The 21,243-nt window shown below is 56.7% G+C and carries 19 protein-coding genes; 4 read left to right on the top strand and 15 right to left on the bottom strand.

Annotation, left to right across the window (positions count from 1 at the left end):
* Positions 1 to 5: 5 nt before the first annotated feature.
* From mhpD to hcaE, 8 genes are read right to left on the bottom strand one after another with little or no spacing between them, the layout of a single operon-like run.
* Positions 6 to 803 carry a 2-keto-4-pentenoate hydratase gene (gene mhpD, locus AC6I6N_RS07655; RefSeq protein ID WP_497943364.1) on the bottom strand — a complete coding sequence of 266 codons (798 nt, stop codon included), beginning with the start codon at positions 801 to 803 and terminating at the stop codon, positions 6 to 8.
* A gap of 1 nt (position 804) precedes the next feature.
* Entirely contained in the window at positions 805 to 1,659 is an 855-nt protein-coding gene (locus AC6I6N_RS07650; protein WP_249459932.1) for an alpha/beta fold hydrolase, read from the bottom strand.
* A 32-nt stretch (positions 1,660 to 1,691) separates the two neighbouring features.
* Positions 1,692 to 2,639, bottom strand: coding sequence for a 3-carboxyethylcatechol 2,3-dioxygenase (locus AC6I6N_RS07645; protein WP_094197437.1), 948 nt, complete (start codon positions 2,637 to 2,639; stop codon positions 1,692 to 1,694).
* Between the two features lie 19 nt (positions 2,640 to 2,658).
* Entirely contained in the window at positions 2,659 to 3,954 is a 1,296-nt protein-coding gene (hcaD, locus tag AC6I6N_RS07640) for a 3-phenylpropionate/cinnamic acid dioxygenase ferredoxin--NAD(+) reductase subunit (protein ID WP_497943363.1), read from the bottom strand.
* Complete coding sequence (gene hcaB, locus AC6I6N_RS07635) at positions 3,954 to 4,769, bottom strand: 3-phenylpropionate-dihydrodiol/cinnamic acid-dihydrodiol dehydrogenase (protein WP_094197436.1); 816 nt, start codon at positions 4,767 to 4,769, stop codon at positions 3,954 to 3,956. Before hcaB ends, hcaD begins: the two co-directional genes overlap by 1 nt.
* Positions 4,766 to 5,086: a 3-phenylpropionate/cinnamic acid dioxygenase ferredoxin subunit gene (gene hcaC, locus AC6I6N_RS07630; RefSeq protein WP_094198412.1), complete on the bottom strand. Its 321-nt coding sequence runs from the start codon at positions 5,084 to 5,086 to the stop codon at positions 4,766 to 4,768. Before hcaC ends, hcaB begins: the two co-directional genes overlap by 4 nt.
* A 28-nt stretch (positions 5,087 to 5,114) precedes the next feature.
* Positions 5,115 to 5,663, bottom strand: coding sequence for a 3-phenylpropionate/cinnamic acid dioxygenase subunit beta (gene hcaF, locus AC6I6N_RS07625; protein WP_094197435.1), 549 nt, complete (start codon positions 5,661 to 5,663; stop codon positions 5,115 to 5,117).
* The gene (gene hcaE / locus AC6I6N_RS07620; RefSeq protein WP_094197434.1) at positions 5,660 to 7,018 is read right to left on the bottom strand and encodes a 3-phenylpropionate/cinnamic acid dioxygenase subunit alpha; all 1,359 of its coding nucleotides are present in this window, start codon (positions 7,016 to 7,018) and stop codon (positions 5,660 to 5,662) included. The genes hcaF and hcaE overlap by 4 nt, the downstream gene beginning before the upstream one ends.
* Before the next feature lie 384 nt (positions 7,019 to 7,402).
* On the opposite strand from hcaE, the gene AC6I6N_RS07615 reads away from it, so the two are divergent.
* The gene (locus AC6I6N_RS07615; protein ID WP_108727827.1) at positions 7,403 to 8,359 is read left to right on the top strand and encodes a LysR substrate-binding domain-containing protein; all 957 of its coding nucleotides are present in this window, start codon (positions 7,403 to 7,405) and stop codon (positions 8,357 to 8,359) included.
* Between the two features lie 89 nt (positions 8,360 to 8,448).
* Here the strand turns inward: AC6I6N_RS07615 and AC6I6N_RS07610 are convergent, their stop codons facing one another.
* The 5 genes from AC6I6N_RS07610 to lhpI form a co-directional block, all read right to left on the bottom strand.
* Complete coding sequence (locus AC6I6N_RS07610; protein WP_094197432.1) at positions 8,449 to 8,754, bottom strand: addiction module antidote protein; 306 nt, start codon at positions 8,752 to 8,754, stop codon at positions 8,449 to 8,451.
* Between the two features lie 12 nt (positions 8,755 to 8,766).
* Positions 8,767 to 9,048: a type II toxin-antitoxin system RelE/ParE family toxin gene (locus AC6I6N_RS07605; RefSeq protein ID WP_497943395.1), complete on the bottom strand. Its 282-nt coding sequence runs from the start codon at positions 9,046 to 9,048 to the stop codon at positions 8,767 to 8,769.
* Positions 9,049 to 9,106: 58 nt separating this feature from the next.
* On the bottom strand, positions 9,107 to 10,507 hold the full coding sequence (gene dbpA, locus AC6I6N_RS07600; RefSeq protein ID WP_094197430.1) for an ATP-dependent RNA helicase DbpA: 1,401 nt from the start codon (positions 10,505 to 10,507) through the stop codon (positions 9,107 to 9,109).
* A gap of 255 nt (positions 10,508 to 10,762) precedes the next feature.
* A complete protein-coding gene (locus AC6I6N_RS07595; RefSeq protein ID WP_094197429.1) occupies positions 10,763 to 12,055 on the bottom strand; it encodes an MFS transporter in 1,293 nt (430 codons plus the stop codon).
* A 36-nt stretch (positions 12,056 to 12,091) separates the two neighbouring features.
* The gene (gene lhpI / locus AC6I6N_RS07590) at positions 12,092 to 13,054 is read right to left on the bottom strand and encodes a bifunctional Delta(1)-pyrroline-2-carboxylate/Delta(1)-piperideine-2-carboxylate reductase (RefSeq protein ID WP_094198411.1); all 963 of its coding nucleotides are present in this window, start codon (positions 13,052 to 13,054) and stop codon (positions 12,092 to 12,094) included.
* 139 nt (positions 13,055 to 13,193) lie between these two features.
* Between lhpI and AC6I6N_RS07585 the strand changes: the two genes are divergently transcribed.
* A complete protein-coding gene (locus tag AC6I6N_RS07585; RefSeq protein WP_094197428.1) occupies positions 13,194 to 13,781 on the top strand; it encodes a helix-turn-helix domain-containing protein in 588 nt (195 codons plus the stop codon).
* Between the two features lie 128 nt (positions 13,782 to 13,909).
* On the opposite strand, the gene AC6I6N_RS07580 is transcribed toward AC6I6N_RS07585, so the two are convergent.
* Positions 13,910 to 14,395 (bottom strand): Lrp/AsnC ligand binding domain-containing protein, encoded by a 486-nt coding sequence (locus AC6I6N_RS07580; protein ID WP_094197427.1) that lies wholly within the window; start codon positions 14,393 to 14,395, stop codon positions 13,910 to 13,912.
* A 117-nt stretch (positions 14,396 to 14,512) separates the two neighbouring features.
* Between AC6I6N_RS07580 and putA the strand changes: the two genes are divergently transcribed.
* Together putA and AC6I6N_RS07570 are read left to right on the top strand one after the other, a co-directional pair.
* Positions 14,513 to 18,298: a trifunctional transcriptional regulator/proline dehydrogenase/L-glutamate gamma-semialdehyde dehydrogenase gene (putA, locus tag AC6I6N_RS07575; protein ID WP_497943362.1), complete on the top strand. Its 3,786-nt coding sequence runs from the start codon at positions 14,513 to 14,515 to the stop codon at positions 18,296 to 18,298.
* A 110-nt stretch (positions 18,299 to 18,408) separates the two neighbouring features.
* Positions 18,409 to 19,884, top strand: a complete 1,476-nt coding sequence (locus AC6I6N_RS07570; RefSeq protein ID WP_497943361.1) for an NAD-dependent succinate-semialdehyde dehydrogenase — start codon at positions 18,409 to 18,411, stop codon at positions 19,882 to 19,884.
* 196 nt (positions 19,885 to 20,080) lie between these two features.
* On the opposite strand, the gene AC6I6N_RS07565 is transcribed toward AC6I6N_RS07570, so the two are convergent.
* On the bottom strand, positions 20,081 to 20,986 hold the full coding sequence (locus AC6I6N_RS07565; protein ID WP_125277679.1) for an alpha/beta hydrolase: 906 nt from the start codon (positions 20,984 to 20,986) through the stop codon (positions 20,081 to 20,083).
* Between the last annotated feature and the right edge of the window lie 257 nt (positions 20,987 to 21,243).

Here is a 21,243-nt window from a genome sequence, read left to right as displayed (position 1 = left end):
AGGACTTAGCCTGCGCTGAAGGTGACGGATACCGAGCCTATGCCCTCGATCACGGCTTCAAAATGATCGCCGGGGGCAACGGGTGCCATCGGGCCCAGGGCACCGGTCAGAATCAGATCGCCGGCCCGTAGCGGTTCGCCCAGTTTGGCCATGGTGTGAGCCAGCCAGGCGGCGGCATTAAAGGGGTGGCCCAGGCATTCGGCACCACTGCCACTGGAGGCCAGTTCCCCATTGCGATGCAGGCTCATGCGGGCATTGCGCAGGTCCAGACCGTCCAGGCGGCGGGCCGGGCCGCCCAGCACGTACAGACCGCTGGAGGCGTTGTCGGCCACGGTATCCACAAAGCGGATATCCCAGTTGGCGATGCGGCTGCCGACGATTTCCAGCGAGGGCATGACCCAGCCCACAGCGGCGGCGACATCGCCAAAACTGGTGTCGGCATGGGGCAGGTCGCGCTCCAGCACCAGGGCAATTTCAGCCTCGATCTTCGGTTGCAGGACGCGCTCGACAGGAACGGTTTCGCCATCGCCATAGGCCATGTCGGCAAACAGGGCGCCAAAGTCGGGTTGCGACACGCCCAGTTGCTGCTGGACCTTGGGGTTGGTCAGGCCAATCTTGCGGCCTGTCAGGCGACGGCCCTGGGCAAGACCTCGGGCAATATTGATGCGCTGGATGGTGTAGGCTGCCTCGGCATTGTCTTCACCAATCAGGCTGCGAATCGGCTCGATGGACTGACTGCTGTTCTCGGCCTGGCGCAAACGGCTGGCCAGGGTGTCGAGCAGATCGCTGGATGTTTCGCTCATCTCAACGCTCCAGGAAATCCAGAACCAACTGGTTGAACTTCTGGGCATGCTCCCACTGCGCCCAGTGACCGCATTGGTTGTAGACGTGCAGCTCGGAATTGGGGATACCTGCCAGCAGGCGCAGGCCGGTATCGAAAGGCACAACACGATCCTGACGACCCCAGATGATCAGGGTAGGAGCGCTAATGCTGGGCAGACGCGGGCTGAAATCCGGGAACTGACGTGGGTTGGCTTCCAGCGATTTCAGGAAGTTTTCCAGGTGATCCTTGCGGCTGAGCATATTGTTCAGGCGCGCTTGCAGCAGCTCGTCGGTCAGCACACTGGCGTCGAACACGAACACATTGTTAAAGCGTTTCAGGTTTTCCAGCGTGGGTTCGCGGTACAGGCCGTTCAGCAGCTTGATACCTTCGCTGGGCATAGGAGTAAACAGGCTCATGCCACCCGTGCCGCCACCCATCAGAACCAGCTTGGCCACACGTTCAGGCCAGGTCAGGGCAAAGGCAACCGAGCTATGACCGCCCATGGAGTTACCCAGCATGTGGATTTTGTCTATGCCCAGTTGGTCAATAATGCTTTTCACCACACGGGCGTTCAGGTCCGAGCGCGAACCGCTGTTGACGATGGAATCGCTCTTGCCCCAGCCAGGGCAATCGATCAGCAAGACGCGGTAGCCAGCTTGCGTGAGCGGTTCAATATTGCGGTTGAAGTTGGCCCAGCCGGTGGCACCGGGGCCTGAGCCGTGCAACATGACGACCGTCTGTTCACCCTGGCCCAAATCGTTGTAATGGATGCGCAGTTCTTTGCCTTCCTCGACCACGGTCGCGAAACGGCTGTAATCAGATTCATTCAGACTCATGACAATCTCCTGAGGTTTTGTTGTGGTGGATTTCAGTTCTGGCGCGGATGGGCGGACAAGCCACCAAAGCCGGCAATCCACTCGGGAATTTCGCGGTAATAGCGATGCCCCGCTTCATAAGGGCCATAGGCTGACAGTCCGGCAAAAGCGGCCACCCAGGTCTTAACCTCGTGGGCACTGCGCCCGGCCAGTGCCGAGACGTCATCGTTCGCCACTTCATCGAGCTGTTGGTAGCTTTGTGTTTGAAGCAGATCCAGAAAGCCCTGGTCCCACTCGGGGTTGAGTGGGTGCAGAACAGAAGGGTCCTGAGTAAAGGCTTTGCCGGCATCAATGGTGCGTTGTGTACGGGCGGCACGCGCCTCGGGCGAGAGCGTGTAGCCTTCGCCATCGAGCGAGCGACGCACGGCATCGGGTGCCTCGGCATACACCGGCACAGGAGGTTGATGCGACAAGCCACCCGAACCGATCCACAGCACGCGCTTGCCGGTCGAGCGGGCCCATTGCCCGATGGCCTCGCCCAGCAAACGGGCACGTTTGAAGGTCGGCAAGGGGGCGGCCACCGAATTGATAAACACCGGGATGACCGGGTACTGATCCAGACTACCCACCAGATGTTCCAGCGGATAGGCGGCACCATGATCGAGCTGCATATCGTGCGAAATGGCCACATCCACGCCGCTATTGATCACATGGGTGGCGCATTGTGTCGCCAGCTCGAAGGGCACGTCCAGGCGTCCGGCCAGGCTGTCAAAATCACCAATGGCATGGGCGCCCGTGCCTATGCAAAAGCTGGGCATGACGTTGTAGAAAAAACCGTTGAAATGATCGGGAGTGAACAGCACGATCAGATCAGGTTTGAAAGCCGCGACACGTTCGCGGGCGGCTTTCTGTACCGCAAAAACTTCGTCCAGTACGGCTTGGGCCGGGTCGTGGTGACCCAGCAACGGCGTGTGTGAAAGACACTCCAGGTGTGCCTGCATGCCAGTCTCCTGACTCTGATTATGGGTGTAAGGGGGCCGCTGCTTCGACTGCCACTGCAGCTATTGCGGCTGGGCTGTTTGTTGCCTGCGCGATTTGTTTGGCCAGGTTGCGCAGGTTCTGGGCAGTGTCGTTCCATACTTCCAGCGGCAGGACAGCCCGGTGTTCGATCAGCTCTTTAAGCGGGCGCATGTCACGGCCTTGATTGACGGTGATGGCTCCACAGATGGCCCCTTCGGGGTCCAGACCAATCAGGACAAAAGGAGGCGTGTCCAGATCGCCGCGCACAATCCAGTGGGCAGCGGCCATATCCCCGGCAAACTGGATGTTCATATCGCATTGGTCTGTCCAGAACCAAGCCGGGCTGGCCTGAGCCGGCTCCTGGTTGAGCATGTGGCAGACGGCCATGCAGGCTTGATGATTGGCGTTTTCCCAGGTTTCTTGCCGTTGCCAGCGTCCATCCATACCGATTTGCACGGTAGTGTCACCCGCCGCATAAATGGCAGGCTGGGAACTGCGACCATGCTCATCAATCACGATGGCACCTTGTTCGGTGTGCAATCCGGCGCTGTCGGCCAAGCGGGTATCAATCGTCACACCGACACCGTAAATCAGCAGGTCGCCTTGCAACTGCTGGCCATTGTCCAGTGCCAGCACGACTTTCTGTTCTTGGTCGAGGTGGGCCTTGCTGACCTGTGTGCCCAGGTGAAAGCGCACGCCGCGCGCTTCATGTACGGTCTGCAGATACTGGCTGAGGACTTCCGGTGCGTTGCGCGACATGACCCGGGCGGCGGGGTCAATCAGTTCTACACTGGCACCTAAGGCGATCAGGCTGGAGGCCAGTTCCAAACCAATAACGCCCGCTCCGACCAGCAAGACATGGCTGCCAGGTTTGAGCTGGGTACGGATACGGTTGGCGTCGTCCAGCGTACGCAATACATGCGATACCGAACCCAGCGCGTCCAGCTCGGGCAGACGGCGGGCTTGTGCGCCGGTAGCCAGCAACAGGCTGTCATACTTTAGGGTTTCGCCATTGGATAGGGTGACGCAGCCTTGTTGAGCATCAATCGTATCCGCACGAACCCCCAGTTTCAGGGTGATGTTCTGCTCGGTGTAAAAGTGTTCCGGATGCACGTTGAGCTGCACATTGTCCGGGTCCAACAAGGCATCTTTGGACAAGGGCGGACGCTCATAGGGCAGGTACGGCTCCTCACCGACCAGGGTGATCTGCCCGGCAAATTCACGGCGGCGCAGTTCAGCGGCGGCCGTGGCTCCGGCTTGTCCACCCCCGATAATCACAATATGAGGTGTCTGCATCACAGCTCCAGTCCACCGGCCACATTACGTATGCCGCGTATTCCCAGGCCTGCGTCGGCATTGATCATGACGCCGGTCAGCGTTTGGTTGTTCTGGCGCGAGGCCAGCAGCACAAAGGGGCCGGTAAATTCCTCAGGCTCGGGAAAGAATTGCAGGGGCAAAATTGCTTTGATGGCGTCGGGCGAGCGCGAGTCCATGATGCGCGTATCTTGCTGGCCCAAGGCTTGTGGGCCACGCAGATCGGTTTTCATGCCGCAGGGCCCCACGCCGTTGACACGCACTTTAGGGGCCAGCTCAAACGCCAGCTCGCGAATCAGACCGACCGCTGCATGTTTGCTGGCGGTATAGAGCGGGCCGCCGCCTTCGGCGTAAAAGGCCGAATTGCTTAAGGTGAAAATCATGCTGCCGCAGGATTTAACCAGTTCAGCGGCGGCTGCCTTGGCACCGAGCAGATAGCCTTTGACGTTGATGGCAAACAGCTCGTCAAAGCCAGTATCCAATTGCTCGATGCTGGTGTTGATCAGCCGGGCACCGTGGTCCCAGACTGCGGCGTTGCCAATAAAACAGTCCAGCTTGCCAAAGCGGGCAACCGTGGCAGCCACGGCTTTCTGGTTGTCCGCCGCGCTGCACACATCGCCCTGGATAGCCAGCACTTTGCCTGCAAACTTCTGTTCCAGATCGGCACATTTTTCTGCCGAGCGTTCCAGTACCGCCACGGATGCGCCTTCCTGGAGAAAGCGCTCCACCAATGCCAGACCCAGGCCTGAGCCGCCGCCGGTGATCAAAGCGACTTCGTTTTGTAGCCAGCCGTTCATGCCTGGGCCTCCAGATCGATATAGACCATGCCTTCGCTGATGATCACCGGATAGGTACGTAGCGCCTCGGTGGCGGGTTGGCACAGGGCCGCGCCCGTTTTCAGGCAGAAACGGGCAGCGTGCAGTGGGCACTCCACCGTGCCATCGTCCTCGACATAGCCTTCGGACATGGACGCGTTGCCATGTGTGCAACGGTCGTCAGTCGCATAGAAGGTGCCATCAATATTGAACAGGGCAATCTGACGGTCGGGAGTGTCTATCTTCAGTGCCTCGCCATCGGCCAGGGCACCGGTTTCACATGCGGTAATGCGTGTCATATCAATCAACATCGGAAAGTGAGCAGGGTCAGAACAGAACGCTCAGGTTGTGGGATGTAATGACCACTTGATCCAGAACGATCTCGCGTTCATACAGCTCCCAACCAAAGCGGTTGTCTGCACGGCGTACATAGTCCAGGCGTTTGCCGGCGTACCAGGTCTCGTCCTTCTCTTTCTGGGCGCGGTACAGGATGTAGTTGCTACGAATTTCGTAACCCTGGCCGTCGGCAGTGGGGCGAATACGCAGGTTGCTGACAAAGTGGCGGGTGCGCGAAGGAGGTTCTTCGGCCCAGGCCATGCCGGTTTCCAGGCGAGCGACGCGACGTTCCAGTTGGAACTTGTTGTCGTTAAAGATCCAGGTGGTGGGTGGCTGCACGCTGCGGCGACGGTCGCGGGTTTGCGCATTGGTGGTGCTGCGCATGTGGTAGTGCACATCCTCGGACAGCAGGTCCAGCCAGTCGCGAAACTGCCAGTCGTCCAGCAACTCGGCTTCCATGTACAGGAAGTCAGCAATTTCATGATGCAGTTGCATATCGACGATGGCTGTTTGGGTCGGTTCTTCAATGACGGCGCTCATTTCACCAACTCCTCTTCGTAGACGCGGCTGCGCTCCAGGACTTCATCCCAGGTCTCGGACACCATCAGGTCGGCCCAGTACTTGTACAGGCCGCGAGCGGCGGTTTCGGAGAAGATGTAGTTGGTGACGCCTGGCACGCCGTCGCTACGCAGACCTTCGTTACCCAGGCCCATTTCCATGCACAACTGGGTGCCACGGGCGCGTTTGCCACGCAGGATTTTTTGGATCTCAGCCCAGTTCTCGGAGTCGTCCTGCTCCAGGAATCCGGCAGGACCAAAAGCGCGGGTGGCGCTGCGTTCAAAGGCCGCCTTCACATTGTCGGGAGCGGCGGCATCGGCAATACAAAATGCCCAGACTTCCACCTGGTTCGGGCCGCGTGGATGCCAGACGCGCAGCGTTGCGGTACCGTTCAGCCAGCTCAGTGTCGGGAACATATTGTTGTGGCCAGCCAGACGCAGGGCACGCACTTCGCCCAGGCGCTCGTGCGCTTCGGCATAGGTGTCGCGAAAGTACTGCGAGACCTCACCGTCTACCCACACGTTGGCATCGGGCTGTTCGGTAAAAAAGAAGCCACTGCCATGGCCGCGTTGGCCATATTGGACGGCGTCTTTGGCGGTTTCCCAGACAGGGCGGGCGGTTTGACCGGCACCTAGCGCCTTGTCTTCGTCACCCGGTTTTTGGCCCAGCACCTGCACAGCAGAAGCGTGCGAGAACAGAGCGTGGTATTGGTCGGAAGCGAATTGCTCAGCGGGGAATTTCCAGTTGCATTCGATGGTCCATTTCTGAACCCCGCCAATGATTTCAGTCCCGCCTTCGCGTCGGTCCAACACACCGTCCAGATACCAGGCGATATCGCCCATGTATTCTTCCAGATCAGGAGCGCTCGCATCCCAGTTGCCAAAGACCAGACCCTTGTATACTTTGACGCGGGTCACTTCTTGCAGACCCCACTTTTCCTTGCACAAGCCTTGCGGATAGGCGCGCGGCTCCAGCGGTACGTCCACCAGATCGCCGTTGGTGCCATAGCTCCAGCCGTGGTAGGGACAGGTAAAGGCTTTGGTATTGCCCGAGTCGGCATAGGACACGCGCATCGAGCGGTGTCGGCATTGGTTCAGGAAGGCCTTGATCGAGCCGTCTTTTTGACGGACAACGATAATCGGGTCCTCGCCCATATAGGTATTGAAGAAGTCTCCCGCTTTGGGGATCTGGCTGGTGTGACACAGGAACAGCCAGGTGCGGCCAAAGATGCGCTCCAGCTCCAGCTCATAAATATCCGGGTCGGTGTAAATGGAAGGGGTAACGCGTCCATTACGTGCATCGACCAAGGCTTCGATTTTTTCAGGGTTGATTCCCATCGCTTGCTCCTCGCTATTGCAATGCGTGCTTTTGCGAAACAGGTTTTTGTCGCCAACGGCAAAATGTAGAAGCTTGAAATGAATTCGACCAATACTTGCTTTAGATCGGGTGATCGGCAAACCCGATAAGTCGGCTTTAAGACCCTGGCATGTATAGGGTTTAAGTCTGAAGGCCAATATTGATGCGGCTTTACAGGTACTTAGGGTTTACGAGAATCCCAATTGCTGCGCTGCAGCAATGAAAATCGCAGTCGCTTGTAACGCCTTTGGAGCAGCGACAATAGTGCTTGCAAGAACGGCTTGTTCGGGAGAAATACCGCAGGCCGAGCCCTATGCTGTTCGGGTCAGAGCCGGACAGGGCGACTAATTTGACAGGAGACTAACTTGGAATTGCGACACTTGCGTTACTTCGTTGCAGTCGCGGAAGAGTTGAATTTCACCCGTGCTGCTGAGCGGCTCTATACCTCTCAACCCTCCTTGAGTGAGCAGATCCGCAATCTGGAAGAGGATATTGGTTATCCCTTGTTGAACCGTACTCGTCGCAAGGTCGAGTTGACGGAGGCCGGAGCCGTTTTCCTGGATGACGCCCGCGAGATTTTGCAAAAAGTGGAAGAGGCGGTGATACGTGCGGGCAAGGCGGCTTCGCAAGCCAGGGAAGTGCTGACGATAGGCTTTGTCCCGGCGGCAGAGGTGCGTATCTTTCCAGCGGTATTGCCCGCTTTTCGGGCGGCTTTCCCCCAGGTGGATGTGGTGCTGCGTAGCCTGACATCCAACGAGCAAGAAGGCGCCATGGCCCGAGGGGAACTGGATCTGGCTTTCATGCGTGGCCCGGTGCGAGCCACCAATGTTTGTAGCGAAGTGGTATTGGATGAGCCCTTGCGGGTCTATCTACCCAAAGGTCATCGCCTGGAAGCGTATAGCTTGATTCCTCCGGCGCGTTTGAACCGCCTGCCCATGATTGCCGTGGATCGCTCTTATGGCCGCTCCATGCACGATGTGCTGGCTCGCTATCTGGCCCATCACAAGGTGGTGCCCGAGCATACCTACAATTCGGCCAACCCCCTGATGAGCATTAATCTGGTCGCAGCTGGATTGGGCTACACCTTGTTGCCAACCTACGCGGAATACTTCATGCCCAAGAACGTGGTGTCACGACCCTTGATCGGCGGCGGCCCGCGTTGCGAGTTATTGATGGCCTACCCACGAGAGACAGGCAGCATGAGCGAAGCGGCTGCCAGCCTGATAGAGCGCATACGAGAGCTGGCACGCTGGCATGGTTCAGGACCCTCCGCGGCCAGCAGTCATTTGAAACAGGCACCCAGCAAAATAGCCTGTATGTAGGAAGAACAAGAGTTTCTTGTCTGATCCTGAAGGGCGGACGGAGAAATGACGCTTGCACCGGTTATGTTTGGGTTGGAATACGTGTGGGGTTAGGAGTTGTGAGGAGCAAGCTGTGGTTGCAGTTTGATTCCCAAGGCGTGCATGACTTTTAGAATGGTGCCAAAGCTTGGATTGCCTTCGCCTGACAGGGCTTTGTACAGGCTTTCACGTCCCAAGCCCGTTTCTTTAGCCAACTGGCTCATGCCCTTGGCGCGAGCAATATTGCCCAAGGCTTTTGCAATGAAAGCGGCATCGTTGCCAGCTTCCTCCATGCAGGCTTCTAGGTATAGCACCATGTCTTCCTCGGTTTGGAGGTGTTCGGCACTATCCCATTTGCGTAATTTGATGGTTCCCATGATGATCGCCCCTTATAGTTGCCGCGCGATTTCCAGCGCAGTTTTAATATCTTTATTCTGGGTAGATTTATTGCCACCCGCCAATAAGATCACGATCTCCAGTTCACGTTGTACAAAGTACACACGGTAGCCAGGTCCGTAGTGAATACGCATCTCGGAAACTCCTTCGCCGACCGATTCACAGTCTCCAAAGTTGCCATCTTCTGCTCGGTCAATACGAACCTGAATTCGTCTGGCGGCCTGCTTGTCGCGCAGACCGCTAAACCAGTGATCGAAGGTATCGGTGGTGTGGATAGTCTTTATGGATTGATTGTATAAAACAGGATACAGTCAGTCAATTACTACTTGGTATTCATTTGTCTTCCACAAAGCGCATACGGAAGCGGCGACCTTTGATGTTGGCGTTGGAAATACGGTCAAAGAATTGACGGGCAATTCCACGATCCAGGGCCACGTAGGAGCGGGCGTCGGTAATGGCAATCTTGCCGACCTGATCCCCTTTCAGACCGACATCACGCGTCAAGGCACCGAGCAGGTCGCCGGGGCGCAGCTTGTCTTTTTTGCCACCCTGAATTTCCAGTGTCATCATGGGTGCGCGCAAGGGTTCTTTTGATTGAGATCGCAAGGCTTTCAGATTGCCCCATTTCACTTCACGGCCCTGGAAGTCTTCAATCAGCTTGACCCAGCGCAGCTCGTTGCGCGAGACCAGATTCAAGGCCAGGCCTTTTTGATCACCACGGCCAACACGGCCAATGCGGTGGATATGCACTTCGCTGTCTTTGGTGACGTCTACGTTGATGACAGCCCCCAGATTCTGAATATCCAGACCGCGCGAGGCCACGTCGGTGGCGACCAGCACAGCGCAGCTCTGGTTGGAGAACTGCACCAGAATTTCGTCGCGATCACGCTGCTCAAGATCACCGGTCAAGGCCAGAGCCTGGATACCTTCGGATTGCAGCTCTTCGACGACTTCCTGGCAACGCATCTTGGTGTTGCAGAAAACCAGGGTCGAGCAGGGGCGGAAATGCTCCAGCAGGGTCACCACAGCAGACAAACGCTGCTCGGGGTGAACTTCGTAAAAAATCTGTTCGATCTGGCTGGCATCGTGCAGGGCTTCCACTTTGACTTCGGCGGGGTTATGCAGAAAGCGGGCGCTGAGCTTGCGAATGTTTTCCGGGTAGGTGGCCGAGAACAGCAGGGTTTGACGACGGGGCGGGCAGTGCGAGGCAATGGCCACGATGTCATCGTGAAAGCCCATGTCCACCATACGGTCGGCTTCGTCCAGTACCAGGGTTTTCAGGGCGGACAAGTCCAGGTTGCCGCGCTCTAGGTGGTCCTGGATGCGGCCCGGTGTGCCCACCACTACGTGAGCACCGTTGCGCAAGGCTTCTGTTTGCGGGCGCGAGGGAACCCCACCGCACAGCGTCAGCATACGCACGTTAGGAATCTGGCGGGCCAGACGACGCAGTTCGGTCGTGACCTGATCGGCCAGTTCGCGCGTGGGGCAGATTACCAGGGCTTGTGGCGTCAGTTTGCTGGGGTTGAGGGTTTGCAACAGACCCAGGCCAAATGCGGCGGTTTTGCCGCTGCCGGTCTTGGCTTGGGCAATCAGGTCGCGGCCTTGCAGAATCAGCGGCAGGCTCTGTTCCTGAATGGCCGTCATTTTTTCAAAACCCAGGCTATCCAGGGTTTCAAGCAAGGCGGGCAAAAGGGGAAGGGTACTGAAAGAGGTATGGGGCACGATGGGTGACATCAAAAAGAACTGCAAAATAAAGGATTTAGCGACAGTTTACCGGTATCGCTTGGTGTGCGGCATCTTAATGTTGTTGCTCGGATCACTGTGTGGCATCTGCAGCCCAGCGCAGGTGAGTCTGCCAGGAGCAGATCACGCTGCTGTGATCGACGGTCTGATTGCTTGGCTTGGCGCACAAAAAAATAAACCCCAAGTTATCGAACCTGGGGTTTATCGGCGGTCTGGGAAAGCGTGGCGAACCCGCTTGTTGTTGGCTTATTCTGGTTTGCGGACTCGTACGGCTGACACGGCAGCAATCGAGATGAGCGCGGCAACGATAATGTAGACCGCGACAGGCACCCAGGAGCCGTCGTAACGACTCATGAGCCATGTTGCGATCAGTGGTGCTGTCCCACCGGCCAAGGCGGCACCGATTTGATAACCCAGGGTAATGCCGGTATAGCGGACACGTGTGGCGAAAATCTCCGAAAACATGGTGCCCAGCACGGCGGTAATCGGTGCCCAGATCAGGCCCAGGGCAACAACCGTAGCAATCATCAGGGATGTGGTAGAACGTTGGTCAAGCAGCAGGAAGTAAGGGACGGCAAACAAGGCCATGGCTACTGCCCCAGCAATAAATACTTTGACGCGGCCGATATAGTCAGACAGCAGTCCCATCAGTGGAATGCAGAAGGTGGTGACCAGCGTGGCGACGGTCACCGCGTTAAGAACATCAAAACGTTCGTACTGCAATGTGCTGCTGGTGGCGTAGCTGACTACAAAGGTCGAGAACAAATAAAATGGCGCCGTTTCCACAATCTTGGCACCGATGGCGATCAGCACTTCACGCCAATGGTCTCGCAAGGTTTCAACCAATGGCATTTTGGCGACTTGACCCTCCTGCTTGGCTTTTTGAAAGTCCGGTGTTTCATCAATGCCATTACGTACCCATAGGCCAAGAAAAACCAGTCCGGCGCTTGCCAGGAAGGGGATGCGCCAGCCCCAGCTCATGAACTGCTCATCGGGCAGCAGGCTCATCAAGGTCATGGCCAAGGTGGCCAGCAGCATGCCAATGGTCACTCCCATCTGCGGAACGCTACCAAACAGCCCGCGTCGGTTCGGCGCCGCATACTCATAGGCCAGTAACAAGGCTCCGCCCCATTCTCCACCAATCCCCAAACCTTGAATCAGACGCAGCAGCACCAGCAAAATGGGGGCCCAGACGCCGATGGTATCGTAGCCAGGCAGCAGTCCAATCAGAACGGTAGCCCCGCCCATCATGGATAAGGTGATGACCAGGGTTTTCTTGCGTCCGATTCGGTCCCCAATATGGGCAAAGATCAAACCGCCCAAGGGACGAATGAAGAAGGTCAGGGCAAAGGAGAGGTAGGCCAGCATTAAACCGACGACAGGGTCGAAGGTAGGGAAAAACAGCTTGTTAAAAACGAGTGCGGCGGTTGTGCCGTACAGAAAATAATCAAACCATTCAATAGAACTGCCTGTCAGGCTAGCCAGAAGAACGCGCTTGGCGGAGGCACGTTGTGCGGGAGGGGTGACGTTTGCCGTCATGAGGGGTTTCCTTGTTATTGGTTCGCGTTGAGCCAATCAGCCCGGTGTAAAAGTAGAGGATTGTTCTTGCCAAAGGTCATAAGCCAGTGTCGCGGCAGCCAGGTCTTCCAAGGCTGTGCCAACGGCTTTGAACAGTGTGATTTCGTCGGCACTCTGGCGGCCAGGGTGTCGGCCCTGACACAGATCTTCCAGCGTGGCGGTAATGTCAGCCGGATCGAATTTTCCGGATTTGATGGGTTCCAGAATGTCGCCCGATTTCATCGCTGCTTCATCGGTATCAACAAAAACGGTGGCGCGTGTAAAGCAGGCATCATCGCTCTCGCGCATGGTGGGCATGAAGCTACCGATCAGATCCAGGTGAGTGCCAGCTTGCAGCCATTCGCCTTTAATCAGCGGTTCGGTGGCCAGGGTGGCGCAGGTAATGATGTCAGCTTGTCGTGCAGCGCTTTCCAGCTCACGCACATGATGAGCGTCAAAGCCATCGCGGTTTAGCCGTTCGACCAAGGCGAGAGCATTGTCGGCATTCCGATCCCAGACCAAGACCGTGCGGATGGGGCGGACGGTGCGATAGGCATCGGCCAGCAGGCTGGCAATCCGACCTGCGCCAACGACCAGCAGTGTTTGCGAGTCTGGGCGGCTGAGCCAGCGTGCAGCCAGGGCCGAGGCGGCAGCGGTACGACGGGAGGTGATGACATCGCCGTTCAAGGCCGCCAGTGGTTTGCCTGTAGTCGCATCAAACAGGGTATAGGTTGAGTGCAGGCCAGGCAGGCCCTGAGTGTTATTGTCCGGGAAAATGGACACGGTTTTCAGGCCCAGATGTTTACCGGCTTGCCAGGCGGGCATCAGCAGCAGGGTGCCGGTTGCGTGACCGGCGTTTTCAATGGCGTGGTTATGCCGTAAAGGCACGTTGCAGCCTTCAATGAACATGGATTCGATCGCATCAAAAAGACGATCGAAAGGCATGGAGTGCTCAGTTTGAGCTTGATCCAGGATTTGCATGTGATCTACCATCAACGTACAGGCGCATGCCTGTAATTTTGAGAAAAATATTTCTTATACGAAATAATATTGCCATATCGGAAAATCCTCTTTAAGGGTTTTCCATAGGTAGTGCATACAGGAAGCCTTAAAAACTGCCATGACCCCCCCTGATGATCCCGTCAATGTATTGGCCGTCAAACTGAATCAATTACGCCGTCAGGCCAAATTGACCCTGCAACAATTAAGTGAGCGATCGGGGATTTCTGCCTCGGCCTTATCCAAGATTGAAAATGGGCAGCTCTCTCCGACGTACGAAAAAATCGCTGCCCTGGCCCAAGGATTAGATGTGCATGTGGGCGAGCTGTTTGGCCACACTTCCAAACCCACGCCCCTAGGTAGACGCAGCGTGTCTCGACGGGGGGAAGGGGTGGTGCACGATACGCGTCAGTACAGTTATGAAATTTTGCATAGCGATCTTGCAGATAAGCAATTTATCCCCTTGGTAACGACGATCAAGGCGCATGACTCCAAGGCCTTTAAGACCTTGTTGCGGCATGATGGCGAGGAGTTCATCTATGTGTTGACAGGGACGGTGGTGATACACACGGATTTTTATGCGCCTCTGGAGCTGGAAAGTGGAGACTCCTGTTACTTTGACAGCGCGATGGGACATGCCTGTATTTCCGGTGGCGAGCAGGACGCCACCGTGTTGTGGGTAAGTTCACACCCCTCCTTGGGTGAGTGACTCGCTGGCCGATCAGCAGGTAACAATGGCAAGGTCGGGCCGCCTCAGCGTTGCGCTTGGCATCGCGCAGGACGGCTTGGCTCGACGGTAAGACGGGCGCAGACGGCGCCCTTAAAGAACTATCTCAGTTACCAAATCCGGCTTAAATCCAGGGCCATGGAGCTTTTGACCTCTTCCATGACGGCAAAGGTGCGGGTTTCTCGGATACCGGGTAGTTTCCACAGCACGCGACCGGCAAAGTCCCGGTACGCGCTCATATCTTCGTGGCGGGTTTTGAGCAGGTAGTCAAAGCCACCAGCCACCATATGGCACTCCATGACCTCGCGTCGATCCTGCAGCGCCAGCTTGAACTCTTCAAATACGTTGGGCGTGGTGCGGTCTAACAATACTTCAACAAACACCAACATCCCTGCCTTGAGTTTGGCCGGATTGAGCCGGGCCTCGTAGCCCAGGATATAGCCTTCTCGTGTCAGACGTTGCACCCGAGCCAGAGCTGCCGTTGGAGACAGGGCAACGGCTTCGGCCAGTTTTGTGTTGGCAATACGTCCGTCTTGCTGGAGCAAGTCCAGAATTTTCAGGTCTTGCTTGTCAAGTTGGTGCTCTTGGTCTTTCATGATTTATTTTTCACTATAGATCGGTGTGAATATAGTGAGAAATTTTACATTTATTCCTTAATAATAGCGAAAAATTTGTCATCAATCTGTCTTTCGTATTTATTGCAGGGGTAGTTCATGGTCCTACAACAAGGTGCGTGCGCGTCGCCAGTTCGTGCAGCAGTCCACTCCTTTGCCGCTTTGACGCCTTGGTTGGAGCAATCCACGTTGCGGCAAGCCATTACCCGGGCCTGGCTGCGTCCAGAAACCGAGCTTGTGCCCAGTCTGTTGGAGCAGGCTCGTTTACCGGGTGAGATGGCGACCCGGGCGCAGGCTTTGGCACTGCGGGTTGCCGGAGCGTTGCGACAGCGTAAAACCGCCACCGGCAAGTCGGGACTGGTGCAGGGCCTCTTACAGGAGTTTTCCTTGTCGTCCCAGGAAGGCATTGCTCTGATGTGTCTGGCCGAGGCCTTGCTGCGTATCCCTGATACGGCAACACGCGATGCCTTGATTCGTGACAAGATCAGTCATGGCAATTGGCGTCAACACGTCGGCAAGAAAGGCACGCCCATCTTTGTCAACGCCGCCGCGTGGGGCTTGATGGTGACGGGCAAACTGGTATCCACCTATAGCGAAACTGGAATGTCGGCCTCGCTGGGGCGCCTGATCGCCAAAGGTGGTGAACCCCTGATTCGCAAAGGGGTGGATATGGCAATGCGCATGATGGGCGAGCAGTTTGTGACGGGTGAAACCATCCAGGCAGCCTTGCAACACGCAGGCTCCTTAGAGGCCAAAGGCTTTCGTTATTCCTATGACATGCTCGGCGAGGCGGCATTGACGGCGGCCGATGCCCAACGCTATCTGCAAGATTACGAGCAGGCTATTCATGCCATTGGCAAGGCCTCTAATGGCCGTGGCGTTTATGACGGCCCAGGGATTTCCATCAAGTTATCTGCCTTGCATCCGCGTTACAGCCGTGCCCAGATTGACCGGGTGCACGAAGAGTTGTATCCCTTGGTGTTAAAGCTGGCCCGTCTGGCATGTCACTACGATATTGGTCTGAATATCGACGCGGAGGAGGCCGATCGCCTGGAGATTTCCCTGGACCTGTTGGAGCGGCTTTGTTTCGAGCCAGACTTGCGGGGCTGGAAAGGAATTGGCTTTGTGATCCAGGCCTACCAAAAGCGATGCCCGTATGTCATTGACTATGTCATTGATCTGGCCCGTCGCAGTAATCAGCGTTTGATGGTTCGTCTGGTCAAAGGTGCGTATTGGGACAGTGAAATCAAACGGGCGCAGTTAGACGGCCTGGAAGGTTATCCGGTCTATACGCGTAAGCCCTACACCGATCTGTCGTATGTCGCGTGCGCACGCAAACTGCTGGCCGCCCCAGAGCAAATCTATCCCCAGTTTGCCACTCATAATGCTCAGACACTGGCTAGCATTTATGAGTTGGCTGGGCCTGATCAGTATCATTCGGGACAGTATGAGTTCCAGTGCTTGCACGGGATGGGGGAACCCTTGTACGAGCAGGTGGTGGGCCACCCCGAGCAAGGCAAGTTGGGGCGACCTTGCCGCATTTATGCACCCGTTGGTACGCATGAGACTTTGTTGGCGTATCTGGTGCGGCGCTTACTGGAAAATGGGGCCAATACGTCGTTTGTGAATCAGGTAGCGGACGAGAGCATCGCGCTGGGCGAACTGGTGCGTGATCCTGTGTTGCAGGTCGAGCAAATGGCCGCGCAAGAGGGGCAGCTTGGCTTGCCGCATGCTGGCATTGCCTTGCCACGCGATTTGTATGGTGCATCTCGCCCCAACTCATGGGGACTGAATCTAGCCGATGAGCAACAGTTAAAGACGCTTTCGCAAACCTTGCAGCAGGAAGCGAGCACGTCTATGCAGGTGCAAGCCATGTTGGGCATGGAGACGCCGCATGATGATGTGGCCGCAGCTGTTGTGACGGCGATCGTAAATCCAGCGGATCATCGTGATCAGCTCGGTCAGGTATACAGTGCGACAGCGCAGCAGGTGGAATTGGCCTTGCAGACGGCCAGTCAGTATTTTCCTCAATGGGCTACGGTCGAGCCTGCCGAGCGTGCGGCAATGTTGCTGCGGGCTGCTGATGGCATGGAGGCGCACATGCAGCCTCTGATGGGAATACTGGTGCGCGAGGCGGGTAAAACCTATGCCAATGCGATTGCCGAGGTCCGTGAAGCGGTGGATTTTCTGCGTTATTACGCCCAGCAAGTACAGGTCCAGTTTTCCAATCACAGCCATCGACCGCTAGGGCCAATAGTGTGTATCAGCCCCTGGAACTTCCCCTTGGCGATTTTCACGGGTCAGGTGGCTGCTGCTCTGGCGGCGGGCAATACGGTGTTGGCCAAGCCGGCGGAGCAGACCTCCTTGATTGCCGCCCAAGCGGTTCGTATCTTGTGGGACGCGGGTGTGCCGCGCCAGGCTGTGCAACTGGTGATTGGCCGGGGCAGTGTGGTGGGGCCACAGCTGACTTCGGATGATCGTGTGCAAGGCGTCATGTTTACTGGCTCAACCGAAGTGGCTCGTGGTTTGCAGGCGACGGTTGCCCAACGTATCGGTCGGCATGGGGGACCGGTGCCTCTGATTGCGGAGACAGGTGGTCAAAATGCCATGATTGTCGATTCGTCTGCATTGACTGAGCAGGTTGTGCAGGATGTGATCGTATCGGCTTTCGATAGCGCCGGGCAGCGTTGTTCGGCTTTGCGGGTTTTATTTGTCCAAGAAGAAGCGGCAGATCGTTTGATCACCATGCTGCAGGGCGCGATGGCTCAATTGCGGGTAGGCAATCCTATTGAGTGGGCGAATGATATTGGTCCGGTGATTGATCAACGGGCTCAAGAGGGGATTGAGCGGCATATTGCAAAAATGCGTGCCAAGGGTCATGTCGTCCATCAGTTGAGTCTGGGCGGTGAGGCCGCCCGCACGCTGACAACGGCTAACGGCACCTTTATTGCGCCGACCTTGATTGAGCTGCCTGATCTGTCCGATTTGACGCAAGAGGTATTTGGCCCGGTACTGCACTTGCTGCGTTATCGCCGTGATCAACTGGATGCAGTGCTGGAGCAGATCCGGGCCAAGGGCTATGGTCTGACCATGGGTTTGCATACCCGTATTGATGAAACGATTGACTATGTTGTGGCGCGCAGCCATGTGGGGAATATGTATGTCAATCGCAATACGGTGGGGGCGGTCGTGGGAGTACAGCCGTTTGGTGGAGAGGGTTTGTCGGGAACAGGGCCCAAAGCAGGTGGACCTTTGTACCTGTATCGCTTATTGGCTGAGCGGCCTGAACAGGCGCTCAGTCAGCCTTTCGGCACAGACGGGGCAGGCCAGCTCTTAGGGAACCCACAGGAGTCTGCGCGACAAGCCTTGGCCAATTGGTTGGATCAGCATCCGGAACTGGCTCCAACGCGTACTCCGATGACGTTTTTCAGTAACCAACGCTTTGAGCTGCGTGGGCCAACGGGGGAGTCCAATACCTATCGCTTAGTGCCTCGTCAGGCCGTGCTGGGCGTGGCAGATAATGAGCGCGATCGTATCGCGCAATTGTGCGCCGTGTTGGCTGTTGGCAGTCAGATGGTATGGGATGCGCATGATGAGCAGGCACAGAGACTACATGCCCGTTTGCCCGCCTTGCTGCGTTCGGCCATTACGCTGTCTGATGATCTGGAGCGCTGCTACATTGATGCCATGCTGCATCACGGACAGGCCAGTTCATTGCAACGTTGGCAGCAACGGATCGCGGCCCGAGAGGGAATGATTGTCAGTATTACGGCATTAGCTCCAGGAGACCATGCGATTGCGTTGGAGCGACTGGTTCAGGAGCGAGTCTTGAGCGTTAATACGGCTGCTGCTGGAGGGAATGCAAGCCTGATGACGATGGCCTAAGCGATATGGATGTTCTGTAGGTAAACTGGAGCCTCAGTTCTTTGAGGCTCCGATTGTTTGACCTTGATGTTTTTGATCGGGTTCATCATTTTAGAAATAGGTCGACCATAATGAACACTATAGCGGCATCATTGATTCATAAACTGAACAATCCCCGCCTGGCTAACGATCAGTCCTGGACGGCTCGGGGTTGGGTCAGCGCAGCGGATGGCAATACCTTTGCCGTTCTGAACCCTGCTACGGGCCAGTGCCTGGCCAATGTCGCCAGCCTGGCTAAAGCAGAAGTTGAAATGGTCATCAGCGATGCTGAAGTGGCTCAGCGCGAATGGCAGGCACGCAGTGGGCACGAACGTGCCAAGTTGTTGCGCGCCTGGTTCGACGCCATGGTTGCCAATGCAGATGACCTGGCCACCATCATGACCCTGGAGCAGGGCAAGCCCTGGGCGGAGGCGCGCGGTGAAGTGCTGTACGCCGCCTCCTTTGTAGAGTGGTTCAGCGAAGAAGCCAAGCGCGTATACGGCGATGTGATGGGGCACCCCCAGTCGGACAAACGCATTGTGGTGGTCAAGCAGCCTGTGGGTGTGTGTGCGGCCATTACTCCCTGGAACTTCCCTGCGGCCATGATTACTCGCAAGGTAGCGCCTGCTTTGGCTGCGGGTTGCAGCATTATTGTGCGTCCCGCCAGCCTGACTCCCCTGACCGCCCTGGCCTTGGCGGCGCTGGCCGAGCAGGTGGGTATTCCTGCCGGTGTATTCCAACTGGTCACAGGCTCGTCCAGCGTGGTGGGGGCTGCGTTGACGGAAAGTCCCATTGTGCGCAAGCTATCGTTTACCGGCTCGACCGAAGTGGGTCGTTTGCTGATGGCGCAATGTGCTCCTACCATCAAACGTCTGTCGTTAGAGTTGGGTGGCAACGCGCCGTTCATCGTCTTTGATGATGCCGATCTGGATGCCGCCATTGAGGGAGCGATAGCCTCTAAATACCGCAACAGTGGTCAGACTTGTGTATGTGCTAACCGTTTTCTGGTGCAGGACGGCATTTATGATCGTTTTGCCAAAGGCTTAAGCGAACGTGTTGCCACTCTGAAAGTGGGCAACGGGATGGATGAGGGGGTAGAACAAGGCCCATTAATCGAGCAAAAAGCCGTCGATCATCTGAGTGAGCTGATTGAGGATGCCCTTGAACACGGGGCCCGTGTTCTGCTAGGCGGTAAACCCCACCCCTTAGGCGGGACCTACTTCTTGCCCACGGTCTTGGGGGAGGCGAGCTCAGCCATGCGTGTGGCCCGTGAAGAGTTATTCGGCCCAGTGGCTCCATTGTTCCGCTTTGACACTGAAGAACAGGCCATTGCCATGGCCAACGATACCGAATATGGCTTGGCCGCCTACCTGTTCACCCGGGACAACGCGCGAGTCTGGCGGATGGGTGAGGCCTTGGAGTACGGCATGGTTGGTGTAAACACCGGTCTGATCTCTAACGAAGTAGCCCCATTTGGGGGCATCAAACAATCTGGCCTGGGCCGCGAAGGTTCACGCTACGGTCTCGACGAGTACCTGGAAATCAAGTACCTGTGCCAGCAACTATAGGGAGCGATCCCTATCGCGCACAGCGCCGCAACAAGGCGCCATTATTGATGGCATTCATACCAAGGGGCCGGAGGTTGAACCGGCGCCTTTCAATGTATTGACCTTGCCCGATGGCGGCTTTGTGGGGGCGGCTCAGCGCCCTTGAGGGCAGGGCACTGATGTGGTGCTCAGTGGTGATGCTTTCGGTTCGAAGGCATCACGGTTGGGCCGCAATTCGCAGGGCGGGTTTCAAGGAGGCGGCCAGCATCTGCCCGTGGTTCAGCTCGCTGAAGTTCTCGTAGCTGACGTTCAGCCCGGCCTCTTGCAAATGCTTGGCCATATCCTGTGTGGACCATTGTGCCGCAGCATTGCTCATGGATGTACTGCGGCGCTGTCCGCCGACCATGATGGCGATCTGCTTGTCCTTGGCCCGCCTTGTATCAAAGGCCTGAGCCGTCTTGACCAGAATTCCGTCGTACCACCACAGGGAAGGATCGCCCGCCACGTACCGCTGGTACAGATCAGGGTGGGTAAACAGGGTATGCAAGGTAAACAGGCCACCATAAGAGTGGCCCCACAGCGTCTGGCGGGAGCGATCAATAGGCTCGCGCGCTTCTACTGCAGGCTTGATGTGCGTTTCTATATAGTCCAGAAAAATATCGGCGCCGCCCCCTAAACGACCCCGTACTTCCACCGGCTTGCTGACGCCGTTTTCCGTGACCGGAGGCGTGTAGTCGAAGGAGCGGGCAATCACATCGTGACGCGCTTCAGTGTCGTAGCCAATGGCGACCAGTACCGGCGCAGACAGGCTGCTGATGGCTTTCAGGTCGTCCACATCAATACTGGCCATGGCGGCATTGCCATCGACCATATAAATCACCGGATGACCGCGTGCGGGAGCGGGGCGGTTCGGGGTGCCTATCTGTATTTTGTAGTGCCGCTTGCCGTCTTCCGAGGACATGATCAGCGTCTCGAAGCGGTATAGGCTTTGTTGCTGATCCACGATGGTGGGGCCCACTGATTCGTTCCAGGGGCGGGTAGTTTGTTGGGCTTGGGCGGGCAGCGTGCAGGCCAGGCAGAGCGTGGCGGCACTGAGCAGAAAGCGGGGTAAGGAGGTTTTCATCAAGGTCAGATTGCAGAAAGCTAAACAGGAATCATTCTTGATTATAGGGCCTGTGATATCTCAGAAAACCAATACCCGGACAACAAATCGTATCTCTATGATGAGGGGCGAATGATCAATCGTTCATTGCTCATTGTGGGCGATGAAGAGTTTGCCTGTCTGTAATAGGGGGTTGTCGACTGCTTTTGATCATGCAGCGAGAAGCGCAGAGCACAGAGTGTGCCTGGTGCAGAGATTGAAGCGGGTAGTGAAACAGG

Source organism: Alcaligenes sp. LTN-3, from assembly GCF_059735605.1.
This window is presented reverse-complemented; position numbering and strand designations above follow the sequence as displayed.

Excerpts from the sequence above, each read along its gene's own strand:
- mhpD (WP_497943364.1), bottom strand. The coding sequence starts at position 803 with ATGAGCGAAACATCCAGCGATCTGCTCGACACCCTGGCCAGCCGTTTG.
- AC6I6N_RS07650 (WP_249459932.1), bottom strand. The coding sequence starts at position 1,659 with ATGAGTCTGAATGAATCTGATTACAGCCGTTTCGCGACCGTGGTCGAG.
- AC6I6N_RS07645 (WP_094197437.1), bottom strand. The coding sequence starts at position 2,639 with ATGCAGGCACACCTGGAGTGTCTTTCACACACGCCGTTGCTGGGTCAC.
- hcaD (WP_497943363.1), bottom strand. The coding sequence starts at position 3,954 with ATGCAGACACCTCATATTGTGATTATCGGGGGTGGACAAGCCGGAGCC.
- hcaB (WP_094197436.1), bottom strand. The coding sequence starts at position 4,769 with ATGAACGGCTGGCTACAAAACGAAGTCGCTTTGATCACCGGCGGCGGC.
- hcaC (WP_094198412.1), bottom strand. The coding sequence starts at position 5,086 with ATGACACGCATTACCGCATGTGAAACCGGTGCCCTGGCCGATGGCGAG.
- hcaF (WP_094197435.1), bottom strand. The coding sequence starts at position 5,663 with ATGAGCGCCGTCATTGAAGAACCGACCCAAACAGCCATCGTCGATATG.
- hcaE (WP_094197434.1), bottom strand. The coding sequence starts at position 7,018 with ATGGGAATCAACCCTGAAAAAATCGAAGCCTTGGTCGATGCACGTAAT.
- AC6I6N_RS07610 (WP_094197432.1), bottom strand. The coding sequence starts at position 8,754 with ATGGGAACCATCAAATTACGCAAATGGGATAGTGCCGAACACCTCCAA.
- dbpA (WP_094197430.1), bottom strand. The coding sequence starts at position 10,507 with ATGTCACCCATCGTGCCCCATACCTCTTTCAGTACCCTTCCCCTTTTG.
- AC6I6N_RS07595 (WP_094197429.1), bottom strand. The coding sequence starts at position 12,055 with ATGACGGCAAACGTCACCCCTCCCGCACAACGTGCCTCCGCCAAGCGC.
- lhpI (WP_094198411.1), bottom strand. The coding sequence starts at position 13,054 with ATGCAAATCCTGGATCAAGCTCAAACTGAGCACTCCATGCCTTTCGAT.
- AC6I6N_RS07585 (WP_094197428.1), top strand. The coding sequence starts at position 13,194 with ATGACCCCCCCTGATGATCCCGTCAATGTATTGGCCGTCAAACTGAAT.
- AC6I6N_RS07580 (WP_094197427.1), bottom strand. The coding sequence starts at position 14,395 with ATGAAAGACCAAGAGCACCAACTTGACAAGCAAGACCTGAAAATTCTG.
- putA (WP_497943362.1), top strand. The coding sequence starts at position 14,513 with ATGGTCCTACAACAAGGTGCGTGCGCGTCGCCAGTTCGTGCAGCAGTC.
- AC6I6N_RS07570 (WP_497943361.1), top strand. The coding sequence starts at position 18,409 with ATGAACACTATAGCGGCATCATTGATTCATAAACTGAACAATCCCCGC.
- AC6I6N_RS07565 (WP_125277679.1), bottom strand. The coding sequence starts at position 20,986 with ATGAAAACCTCCTTACCCCGCTTTCTGCTCAGTGCCGCCACGCTCTGC.